General features: G+C 59.9%; 9 protein-coding genes, 1 pseudogene and 1 riboswitch. Of the genes and pseudogenes, 2 read left to right on the top strand and 8 right to left on the bottom strand.

All coding sequences use genetic code 11. The features are described from left to right. Nucleotides 1-481: pseudogene (locus PJE01S_RS25635) on the top strand (TonB-dependent receptor); the annotation flags it as partial. A 1-nt stretch (nt 482) separates the two neighbouring features. Here the strand turns inward: PJE01S_RS25635 and PJE01S_RS23715 are convergent. From PJE01S_RS23715 to PJE01S_RS23685, 7 genes are all read right to left on the bottom strand, one after another. Further along, nucleotides 483-980 carry a peroxiredoxin family protein gene (locus PJE01S_RS23715; protein ID WP_068836184.1) on the bottom strand — a complete coding sequence of 166 codons (498 nt, stop codon included), beginning with the start codon at nt 978-980 and terminating at the stop codon, nt 483-485. A 288-nt stretch (nt 981-1,268) separates the two neighbouring features. After that, nucleotides 1,269-1,910, bottom strand: a complete 642-nt coding sequence (locus PJE01S_RS23710; RefSeq protein WP_068836183.1) for an energy-coupling factor ABC transporter permease — start codon at nt 1,908-1,910, stop codon at nt 1,269-1,271. A 72-nt stretch (nt 1,911-1,982) separates the two neighbouring features. After that, nucleotides 1,983-2,231: riboswitch (cobalamin riboswitch) on the bottom strand. Nucleotides 2,232-2,274: 43 nt separating this feature from the next. Next, nucleotides 2,275-3,039, bottom strand: a complete 765-nt coding sequence (locus PJE01S_RS23705) for an ABC transporter ATP-binding protein (RefSeq protein ID WP_084389736.1) — start codon at nt 3,037-3,039, stop codon at nt 2,275-2,277. 5 nt (nt 3,040-3,044) lie between these two features. Further along, the gene (locus PJE01S_RS23700; protein WP_068836181.1) at nt 3,045-4,094 is read right to left on the bottom strand and encodes a FecCD family ABC transporter permease; all 1,050 of its coding nucleotides are present in this window, start codon (nt 4,092-4,094) and stop codon (nt 3,045-3,047) included. Beyond that, nucleotides 4,091-5,203, bottom strand: coding sequence for an ABC transporter substrate-binding protein (locus PJE01S_RS23695; protein WP_245660960.1), 1,113 nt, complete (start codon nt 5,201-5,203; stop codon nt 4,091-4,093). Before PJE01S_RS23695 ends, PJE01S_RS23700 begins: the two co-directional genes overlap by 4 nt. A 237-nt stretch (nt 5,204-5,440) precedes the next feature. Then, a complete protein-coding gene (locus tag PJE01S_RS23690) occupies nt 5,441-5,800 on the bottom strand; it encodes a DUF2946 family protein (protein WP_084389737.1) in 360 nt (119 codons plus the stop codon). Between the two features lie 55 nt (nt 5,801-5,855). Next, the gene (locus PJE01S_RS23685) at nt 5,856-6,200 is read right to left on the bottom strand and encodes a hypothetical protein (RefSeq protein ID WP_068836179.1); all 345 of its coding nucleotides are present in this window, start codon (nt 6,198-6,200) and stop codon (nt 5,856-5,858) included. A gap of 192 nt (nt 6,201-6,392) precedes the next feature. Between PJE01S_RS23685 and PJE01S_RS23680 the strand changes: the two genes are divergently transcribed. Next, the gene (locus tag PJE01S_RS23680) at nt 6,393-9,362 is read left to right on the top strand and encodes a Tn3 family transposase (protein WP_068836178.1); all 2,970 of its coding nucleotides are present in this window, start codon (nt 6,393-6,395) and stop codon (nt 9,360-9,362) included. Between the two features lie 79 nt (nt 9,363-9,441). On the opposite strand, the gene PJE01S_RS23675 is transcribed toward PJE01S_RS23680, so the two are convergent. Then, on the bottom strand, nt 9,442-10,074 hold the full coding sequence (locus PJE01S_RS23675; protein ID WP_068836177.1) for a hypothetical protein: 633 nt from the start codon (nt 10,072-10,074) through the stop codon (nt 9,442-9,444). Between the last annotated feature and the right edge of the window lie 162 nt (nt 10,075-10,236).

Raw genomic sequence — 10,236 nt, 5'->3', positions numbered from 1 at the left:
CACTGGCAGCTATACCCAGAACTTCGACGGAGGGCCTATTGCTGGACAGCCGCTTGATCGCGGTTTGCAGCCTGGAACGGGCACAACGGACGCCATTGTTGGAGCTTTCCGATTTTCGCCGTTGTCTCAGAACTGGAACTACTTCACCCAGGCCATAGTTCAGATTCCGCTCAATAGCCGTGCGGACTACAAGCCTGGCAAAGCGCTTAACCTGAATGCCGGGTTACGCTACTTGGGGTTTGACAAGGTGGTACCGCAAGTTCAGCTTAACGTGAAGTTTTTGGGGAAAGACTCAGGCGCGAATGCTGCGCCAGATGACAGCGGCGGCACAACGGTTTATTTGAGCCCTGGCTTCACAGCCCCGCTAACCGAAAAGGTAAAGGTGTATGGATCAGTGCAGCTGCCGATTTACCGAAAGCTCAATGGTTTTCAGCTTGCGGCGAAATACATCTTCTCAGTGGGTACCCGCGTCGAATTTTGATTCACCGGCTATTTAGCAGCGGCGTGACCAGTGATTCCAGCAAAGGAAGCGTGACTTCCGGATCACCGACATGACCGTTTTTTCTGAGGATGCCGTCTTTGTCGACCACGAACGTGGACGGCATCCTCCAGACTCGCCCCAGTCCTTTGAAGTTGGCTTCTGACTTGATTGCGATGGGAAAGGTGAAACTCTGGGCGACCTTTCTGACTTTTGCCAGGTTGCTCGCATCGTCCATGCTGATGGCCAAAATTTCCAGCCCTTCTGCTTTGTGCTTGTCGTAGTAGGCCTGAATCGCAGGCATTTCCTCCCTGCACGGCGCACACCACGTGGCCCAGAAATTGATGATGGTCACCTTGCCCTGGTTGGCCGACAGCCGGACCCGCGTGGGGCTGTCGAGCAGCGTTGCCTCGACGTCGGGCGCGGGTGATCCGACTACCAAGTCGGCACTTATGGCTGGCAGAGAGAAAACAAAAATAACAATAAACAACAAGCGGTTCATGCGCAAGATTTTCGCATCTCTACATGTCCTGATATCTATCGCGCGAAGGACCCAACACTATGGCGGCTACCAGGGCACACGCCGCTAGAGTCCAGACAATCACTGCTCCCGAGATGAACAATTTGATATTAGCAGCTACACATGTCAAAACGGGCACTCAATCAAGATTCCAGGAACGTCGGGTTAGGGCATGACGGACCCTCATAGAAGCCGGGGGCTAGAAGCCCGCCCTGGAGTCTTCACAGGGTACCTGCAAAGAACTCTTGTGCAATGCGCTGCTGTGGTCGCTTATTGCGCAGTGGCGGCTGCAGGCCGCTCAGCGAAGCAGACAGCACCGAGGCGGGTTTGCCCAAAGCGCTGCAGCAGCCACAAAATCGCCAAGGTGAACACCGGCTCGACGATGACCAGCGGAATATAGGACGAAGCAAATAACGCCCAGTCGGCGAAGGTGAAAGCTACTTCGGCTTGCGTCAGCCAGAAACCAACCATGGCCACTACACCGGCGTAATACGCGCCATCCAGTTTCAAAACAGTCGCTAGCGTGACCTCTTTAAGCTTGCGGCCCAAGGTGTAGTGAACAGCCAGCAAAGGCACGGCCAGGGACAAGGTGTTGACCGCCAGATGCACCAGATCCTGGGGCTCAAACAGCAGGCCTTGCAGCAGCAATCCCAAGCCAAAAGCAAACAGCGTCGGCACAAAACCAAAGGCCAGATAAATCGGCATGGCGCCCACAAAGTGCAACTCGGAGGGCCCGGCCTGCAGGTGAAAGCTTTCCATGAAAAGTGAGAAGAACACCGCCGCGAGCACGGTGCGCAGCCACAGCTTGGGACTCTTGAGCAGCGTCGGCACGTAAGGCACGAACACCATCGCAGCGGCACCTGCCGCAAAAACCAGCTTGGATTGGGCCAACAGGCCAGGTTCGATATGCATTGAAAACTCCGTTGACAAAAACCCACACCGGCCTCCCCGCCAGTGCATGGGCATTACGGTTGCATTTTTAGAAATGCAACCACCTTGTTGGCCGGTATCCGGGCTGATGGCACGACTTCCATCGCCTTCCCAAGCGCTTGTTCAGGGCGCTCAGTGGCTGAGTGATGGAAGTGGAATGGAAGGCGACCTCCATTCATCCAATTGACCGTTGCGGGTGCAGCGCAGGTAGGGCGATGGGCTGTTGCCCGAATCGTCCTCCTGCTTCCCGTTGAACTGCGGCATGTGAACCACGCCGCGAGCACCAACATGAATATTCTAGGGGCGAATGGTTAGGCGCAATCTCTCACATCGCGGCAGGCCTGGCTCACCTTTTGACCCATCCGCGCAGCGACTGCCGCGACACCAGCACCCGCGTGCCGTCGTCGCAAGCCAACACCTCGGCCCGGGTATCGAAACCCGCGGCGACGTTGTCTACCGTCAACACCTGCTCCGGCGCCCCCCAGGCCAGCAACCGGCCGTCGCGCAGCAGCGCGACATCGTCGGCAAAGCGCGCTGTGGCATTCAGGTCGTGCAACACGATCAAAGTGCACAGCTGGCGTTCGATGGTCATCGCACGCACCACCTCCAGTACTTCCAGCTGGTGGCAGATATCCAGTGCGCTGATGGGTTCGTCCAGCAGCAGCACGGCCGGCTCAGACACCAGGGCCTGGGCCAAGAATGCCATCTGCCGCTGCCCGCCGCTGAGCTCGTTCAGGTAACGCCCTGCCAAAACCTCCAGGCCCAGGCGCTGCAGCACTTGCCGCACGGCATCCAGGTCATCGGGCTGCACCCTCAGGCGCAACTGGCCCAGCCGTCCTAGCAACACCACCTCCAGCACCGTCAATGCCATCGGAGCCTGCAGGTCTTGCGGCATGTAGCCGATCTTGCACCGACCCGCAGCGTGGCCGCATACGCGTATGCGGCCTTCCGACGGCACCAGGCCCGCCACAGCTTTAACCAGCGACGACTTGCCCGAGCCGTTGGCTCCCACGATGCCCAACACACGCCCGGCCTGGACACACAGATGGACATCCTGCAACGCGGCACGCGGGCCGTAGCGCACGGTTACGCCTTGAAGTTCAACGCTCACCCTATTCACCAGTACTCCCGGCGGGTGCGCAGCACGATCCACACAAAAAACGGCACACCGATCAGCGAGGTCAATATACCGATCGGAAAGATTGCCCCCGGCGACACCGTCTTGCTGGCCACCGACGCCAGCGACAGCAGTACCGCACCCATCAACGCCGAGGCTGGCAGAAAGCCGCGCTGGTCTTCACCCACCAGCATGCGCGCGATGTGCGGTGCCACCAGCCCCACAAATCCAATCGTCCCGACAAACGCTACCGACACCCCGGTCAAAGCGGACACCAGTACGAAAGAACGCAGACGCAACGCCCGCACGTTCACCCCAAGGGCCGCAGCGCGCGCATCCCCGAGCTTGAGCGCCGTCAGGCCCCACACATCGCGCAGCAAAACCGGCGTGCACACGGCGAGCACTGCCACCACCGCCCCCAGCTTGGGCCAGCTGGCCTTCTGCAAGCTGCCAAACAGCCAGAACACCACCTGCTGCAGCGACTCGGGCGAAGCCACCAGTTGCAATAACGATGTCAGCGCCTGGAACAAAAACAGCAGCGCAATGCCCGCCAGCACCAGGCCTTCCGCCGTGGCGGCGCGGGCGCCCCCAATCAGGTACACGCCGGTGCAGGCCATGCCCGCAAACAGCATGGCGTTGAGGGGAATGGCGTAGGCCTCGGGCACCGGCAGCGCGGCCCCCAGCACGATGGCCAAGGCCGCGCCAAAGCCCGCGCCGGCCGAGATGCCCAGGGTGTAGCTGGACGCCAGCGGATTATTCAGAATCGTCTGCATGACCGCGCCCGACAAACCCAGCGCCGCGCCCACGGCCACCGCCGTGCACGCCACCGGCAGCCGGATCGACCAGACAATCGCCTCCACCGTGGTGTCCGATGGGTAACCAAGCACCGAGCGCAGCACGGCCCCCACGGGCAGGAATGCCGGGCCGCTGGCGATATCCAGCAATACCGCCACCAGCAAAATGCCGATGGCGGCCAGCACCACGCCGGCGCGGCGTGCGGCCCGGCGGCGGTAGGCCAGGCCAACATGGTCCACCGCCACTGCTGTCATGGCTTCAGCGGCAGCATCCACACGCCGCCGTAGGCGACCGGCAGGTACTTCTCGTGGTAGCTGCGCAAAGAGGCCTCCGGGTCCACATCGCGGAAGGCATCGGGGTACAGGCGCTTGGCGATGTACTGCATGGCCACAAAGTCAAACAGCGTGCGGCACAGGCCATGTTCAATCGCATGCAACTCACCGGTCTTGAGCGCCCGCAGATTCGCCCAACCGGGCCGCTGCACGTAGGGCTCCAGGCTCTTGCGCGTGGCTTCTGGTGTGGCGTCATAGCCCATGCGCACGGCCTTGGGTTTGTTCACCCAAGAGGAGCCGGCCATGAAGATCAGATCAGGGTTGGCCGCCAGCACCCCCTCGGCATTCAACGGACCCCAGGGGCCGGGCAGTTTGCCGTCGGCCAGGTTCTCCGCACCCAGGGTGGTGACAATCTTGCCCCACATGGTGCCGCTGTAGCTGTTTCCCACGGTCTCGGACCCGGCCTGGCCCAACTCCACGTAGACCTTCTTGCGCGGTCCGCCGGCCTTGGCAACGCGTGCCAGCACGTTTTTGTACTCGCGCTCGTACAACTGCGCCAGCTCTTCGGCCCGGGCCTCTGTGCCCATCACCTTGCCCAAGGCGCGGGTCGAGCTGAGGTGGCGCTCCAGCAACTGGGCGTTGTAGTCGATCACCACGATTGGAATCCCCACCGCCTCGATCTGCTCGCGCGCGGTTTGCAGGGACTTGTAGGTCCATTCGGCCATGAACACCACATCGGGTTTCAAAGCAATCACCTTCTCGGCACTGAAGGTGCCATCTTCCGAATGGCCCACATCGGGCATGGCCTGCAGATTCGGGATCACGGCGCTGTAACGCTTGAAGATGGCTGGGCGCCAGCCTTCCCAGGGCGCACGCGAAATGCCGACCACCTTGGCCCAGGCGTCCTTGCCCGCCACGGCGGTGAACTCTTCATAGTTGAAGTTGATCACCACCCGCTGCACCGGCGTGCGGACCACCACCTTGCGACCCAGCGCATCGGTGATCTCGGTGGTGGCGGCCCAGGAGCCCAGCGCAAAGAGGGTGGCCAGCGTGCACAACAGTGCCCGCATGAAATGCTTGAATCGATACATAAGATTCTTCCGAGTGGACATTAAAAGTTGTAGCGCGCCGACAGCGCCACATTGCGGCCTTGCCCTGGTGTGATCCAGGTAGTGACGTGCAGGCGGCAGCGCAGCGCTACGGTCCCAGGCATAGCCAGGGAATAGCGCATTCGTACAGAGGCACCGTAGTGGGGTGCCATAGGACATATCGCAAAATAGCCCTCTAGCGCACAAGAAGTCTGCGCCAGTAGCTACAAATTTGATAGCTCAGAGGAGGATGGGAGGCCCGCGCGCCGGCAATGGCGCGGTGGTCAGTAAGGCGATGTGCGCAGCCGGAATGGTTTGCAGCACATAGGACAGGGGTTGAATCGGCTCCGCCCTTAGACGGATGTCTGGCGGGAGCGGCCCACCGCCCGTGAGACACAACGGGCAGTCGCCCATCTGGCTCGCCGACTGAGTACTGCCGTCGGCTGACTTGATGAGAGGCTTCACGCCTCCCACACTGGAGCACACCAGTTCCATCGACTGCGGGTTGACCAATGGTGTGGCAATAGCAACCCCTAGCGACAGCAGGAAGCACAGCAGCGCCCAGCGGGCGACGGAGTGGGCGTTGCGCAGACGTTGCATGCGCGGATTATGACCCAGCGCCGTATCCGTCATTCGGGGCCGCATGCAATTGACTCTACAAAGTAATTCTTGCAAAGTGGATTTTTGCTAGATTGCCCTGCACCAAGCTATTCAAGAGTCGCGCAACTTCTGTGTCGTGAACCTCGATAGAAAATCTCAGGTACTGATCTTGCCCCTGAATTGAGCAGCGCGGGTTTTCGTGCAAATCGTATCGGCAGCACGTTTTGCTCCGGCCGCCATTGAGCAGCCCGAATTGTGGATAGCCGCGATGAACGCGGATTGTGTCGAGCCGCTGGTCCTCAAATAGCGCAGGAGTGCTGCCGGCGGTGGTGCGCAGCTCACGCCGACCGGCGAACGGGTGCTCGAAATCTATCGCCTGATCGAGCGCGACGCGCCGCACGCTGTTTCCAAGCGCCTACCGCTATTGGTCAGCTTGATTCGGCCTGAGGCCGGTGCTGGCCGATAGCCATTCGAGGCATGGGCCGTCGTTGGCGCCTAGCTAGAAAAAACAGCGCCGGGAAGCCCGACCCGAAACTCCGGTAGAGTTCGAATCTGATTCGCTCCGCCCACGCCCGATCGATCGACCGCCCCTATGAGTGGTATCAACGACACCGCCTATCCGCAACCCAGAACTGAACTTAGCGATCAGGATCTGATCTCGGTGTTCACGCCGAGCGCAACGGAGCGCCGCTTCATAGCGAATGCGTACAGCCGGGCTACGACCCAGGCCTTGATCGCGGTTCAGCTGAAGATGCTGCAGCGGCTGGGCTACTTCGTCACCTTGGACGACGTGCCCAGTACGATCGTCAAACACATCTGCAAGCGTTACCAGGTCCAGCCGTTCTCCGCGGCGACGCTGCAGCGCTACGACCAGTCCGGCAGCAAGTCGCTGCACCAGCGGATGTTGCGCGAATTCGTCGGCCTGCGGCTCCTGGATACCGCCGCACAGGACTGGCTGGAAGCTGAGGCGGTGAAGGCGGCACAAACCAAGCAGGAACTGCCCGACATCATCAATATTCTGCTGGAAGAACTGGTTCACCACCGCTACGTGCTGCCGGGATTTGTCACACTATCGCGCATAGCGAGCCGGGCGCGGGTGAAGGTCAACGATGAGCTCTACAAACATATTTCCACGGCCTTGACCGATGTGCAGCAGGCCGGGATCGACCAGATGTTTCGCACCCGCAAGGGCCGCAGTCAGTGGGATCAGCTCAAGCGCGAGCCCAAGCAGCCCAGCGTGCGCGAGGTGGCCAGCTTCCTGACGCACATCCAGGCGCTGCGCGAGCTGGCCGAAGGCTTGCCAGTGATCGACGGCGTCTCCGTTCCCAAGCGAACCCAGTTCGTGCTCGAAGCCCGCGCACTCAACGTGCGCGAGATGCAGGCGCTCAAGCCGATCAAGCGCTACGCCCTGGCCGTGCTGCTGATCCAGGCGCAATTGCAGAAGGCCGTCGATGACATCGCAGACATATTTATCCGGTCCGTGCGGAACATGCACAACGTCGCACGCGAGCGCCTGAAGCAGTACCAGCTGGAGCATGTGGCGCAAGGCGAAGCCCTAATCACCCAGTTCCGCGATGTGCTGACAGTCTTCGAAGACGACGGGACGGAAGCGCAGCGGGTCGGCAGGATGCGCAAGATTCTGGGCGACGAGCCGGCTGCCTGGATCGAACGCTGCGACGAGCACATCGCCTATGCGGGCAACAACTACTATCCGTTCATGCTCCAGCCCTATCGCGCCAGGCGATCGCTGCTGTTCCAGTGCCTGGATGCGATGGCGCTCAAATCCTCGTCACCGGACGATTCCCTGTTGCGCGCCGTAAGCTGGATCGCGCAGTTCCGCTCCAGCCACAAGGAGTATGTTCCCGCCGACAGCGGCGCCATCCCACTCGACCTGACCTGGCTGGCCGACAGAAAATGGCACACGCTGATCCAGGGCCAAGGCGAGGAAGCTGTTGCAGGCCTCGTCCATCGCAAGTATCTGGAGCTGTGCATCCTTTCACATGTGATGGACGAGTTGAAGTCCGGCGACCTGTATGTGCAGAACAGCGACCAGTACGACGACTACCGCGACCACCTGGTGAGCTGGGAGGAGTTCGATGCCGAGATCGGTCAGTACAGCGACATGGTCGGATTGCCGGCCGACGCTGACGACTTTGTTAGTCAGCACAAGCAGCAACTCGCCAATTTGGCGCGCCAGGTCGACGCCCGTTTCCCGGATAACGAGCATGTGGCGATGACCGAGTCCGGCCTGCTGCTGCGGCGCAGCGAGCGGGCGCCGCCACCGGAAGGGCTGCCGGAGGTCGACCAGGCCATTACGGATTCGATGGCGACGGCCAGCATTCTGGATGTGCTGACCGAAACCGAGCGATGGCTGGACCTGCACAAGCTGTTCGGTCCCTTGTCCGGCTTCGAGAGCAAGGTTGACGACCCGCGCAAACGTTTCCTGACGACGCTGTTTTGCTACGGCTGCAACCTGGGGCCGACCCAGACCGCGCTGTCGGTCAAGGGTCTGTCGCGCAAGCAGGTGGCATGGCTCAACCTGCACCACGTGACAGAGGAGCGGCTGGACAAGGCGATCTTCAAGGTGGTCAACGCCTACAACCGGTTCTCCCTGCCGCAATTCTGGGGCACCGGCAAGAGCGCTTCGGCCGACGGCACCAAGTGGAACGTCTACGAGCAAAACCTGCTGTCCGAGTACCACCTGCGATATGGCGGTTATGGCGGCATCGGGTACTACCACGTGTCGGACATGTACATCGCGCTGTTCAGCCACTTCATTCCCTGCGGCGTCTACGAGGCCGTGTACATCCTCGATGGACTGGTCAAGAACGAGTCCGATATCCAGCCTGACACACTGCACGGTGACACGCAGGCGCAGAGCGCGCCGGTGTTTGGGCTGTCGCACCTGCTTGGGATCAAGCTGATGCCGCGCATGCGCAACATCAAGGACCTGGTGTTCTTCAAGGCGGAATCGGGGGCGCAGTACAAGCACATCCACAGCCTGTTTCGCGGGACGATCGACTGGGATCTGATCAAGCTGCACTACCGCGACATGTTGCGTGTGGCGGTTTCCATCAAGCTCGGCCGGATCACGCCGTCGATGATCCTCCGGCGGCTCGGGACTTTCAGCCACAAGAACAAGCTCTACTTCGCGTTCCGTGAGCTCGGGCGGGTGATCCGAACCCTGTTCCTGCTCGACTACATCAGCGACGTGGAACTGCGCCGGTCGATCCACGCCGCAACCAACAAAAGCGAGGAATTCAACAACTTCGTCAAGTGGCTGTTCTTCGGCGGGGAAGGGGTGATCGCCGAGAACCTGCGCCACGAGCAGCGCAAGGTCATCAAGTACAGCCAGCTCGTGGCCAATATGGTGATCCTGCACAACGTGCAGTGGATGTCGCGCAAGCTCAAGGAGCTGCAGAGCCAGGGCTATCCGGTGGGCGAACCGGTGCTGAAAGCCTTGTCACCATACCGGACTAGCCATATCAATCGGTTCGGGGACTACACGCTGGACCTGGGACGCGCCATCGAACCCATCGACTACAAAATCAAGTTTTCTTGAAGCTGTGGGTAGTCTGGATTTTGCGAAATCTGTTGAAGAGCCGGCCGAGGTCGTCACCGGCATCGAAGAATAAAACCCCTTATTCGTCCATCCATGTGGCGGCCAGTATGGGCTCACCACCTAAAATCTTGGCAGCATTGCCGTAGTGCTGTTTCAAGCGACCAATCACCGTCTCTCCATAGTCCATGATCTGATGGTCGGGTTGTTCTTCTTTATTACGATTCGGGTTCATGGCTTCAGTCGCCGCGTGCCGCAATTTGATCATTCCGGCTTTCATTCCCGCGATAGCCTCAACCAGTTCATAGGAGCCTAGATCAACCAATCGCACTGATTCCAGCGCGTTGATTGCATCAGTGAATGACTGCTCTTCGTAGGAAAACATGAAACTCAAATAGCTAAAGTCGTCGACTTCGTCCGCAGCCATTTCCGGTTCGAGCTTCAGAAACTGTTTTGCCGCTCCGTCAACTACTGCGAGAAGTGCATCGTTGGACCGCTTCAGTGCGCGGTTTTCCGCGTCCAGTGCCATTGCCGCCTGTGAGTCAATTTGCCGCTGCGTCAATCGGACAGCACCCCATATGGCGAGGATAGAGCCGATGGCTTGTACCCAAGCAGCCCAAGCAGAATTGGTTAAATCAAAATACCGGACGACCACGATCACGCCGGCAATAAACGCGAATGCAAAGAGTCCGTCCCAAATCCAGCGCTTTGCCATTTCTCTTCCCCTGAATTTCTGAAATCCTCAGGATATTAAGGCGGCAAGCCCAAATTCAGTCGCAGAATTCCAAAAAGCATTACCTCGCAAGAGTGATTTATCTTTTTAAATCAAGCACTTAAGGGGATTTTTGCGAAATTTTCAGGAATCACGGCCGACCCT

This window comes from Polaromonas jejuensis NBRC 106434, assembly GCF_001598235.1.
GTDB lineage: Bacteria > Pseudomonadota > Gammaproteobacteria > Burkholderiales > Burkholderiaceae_C > Polaromonas > Polaromonas jejuensis.
This window is presented reverse-complemented; position numbering and strand designations above follow the sequence as displayed.